This is a genomic window from Streptomyces sp. 7R007 (genome assembly GCF_054850255.1).
The window spans coordinates 1-345 of the sequence record NZ_JBTWMV010000186.1 but is presented as its reverse complement, the minus strand read 5'-3'; the positions used below and the strand labels follow the sequence as shown (position 1 = coordinate 345).

The window sequence follows — 345 nt, the reverse complement described above, 5'->3', positions numbered from 1 at the left end:
GCGGCGTCCGCGCGCACCGCGTCCGCGTCGCGATGACCGAGCACCGCGGCGGCGTGCGAGCGTACGAGGTCCAGCAGCACCCGGTGCCGTTCGGCCTCGGGCAGACCGGCCAGCCGCCTCGTCAGGTCGCCGGACGTCTCACCGGACCCGGCGACCGGCCGCTTGCGGCCCGCGGCCGTGTTCACCAGCGCCCGCATCATCGCGGGGACCGCCTCCGGCTGCTGTCCGGCCAGCGCACGCCGGTCGAAGTGCGCCGCCACCAGGTGGGCACCGCCGTCCTCGAAGGCCATGTCGAACAGCGCGGTGCCCTGCTGATCGCTCAGCGGCACGAATCCGCTTCGCTGA

1 protein-coding gene is annotated in these 345 nt (G+C 75.1%); it reads right to left on the bottom strand.

All coding sequences use genetic code 11. The features are described 5' to 3' along the window. The coding region (locus ACYF6T_RS44720) for an acyl carrier protein (protein WP_461703731.1) at positions 1-329 on the bottom strand (329 nt) is incomplete at its 3' end. Positions 330-345: the final 16 nt, after the last annotated feature.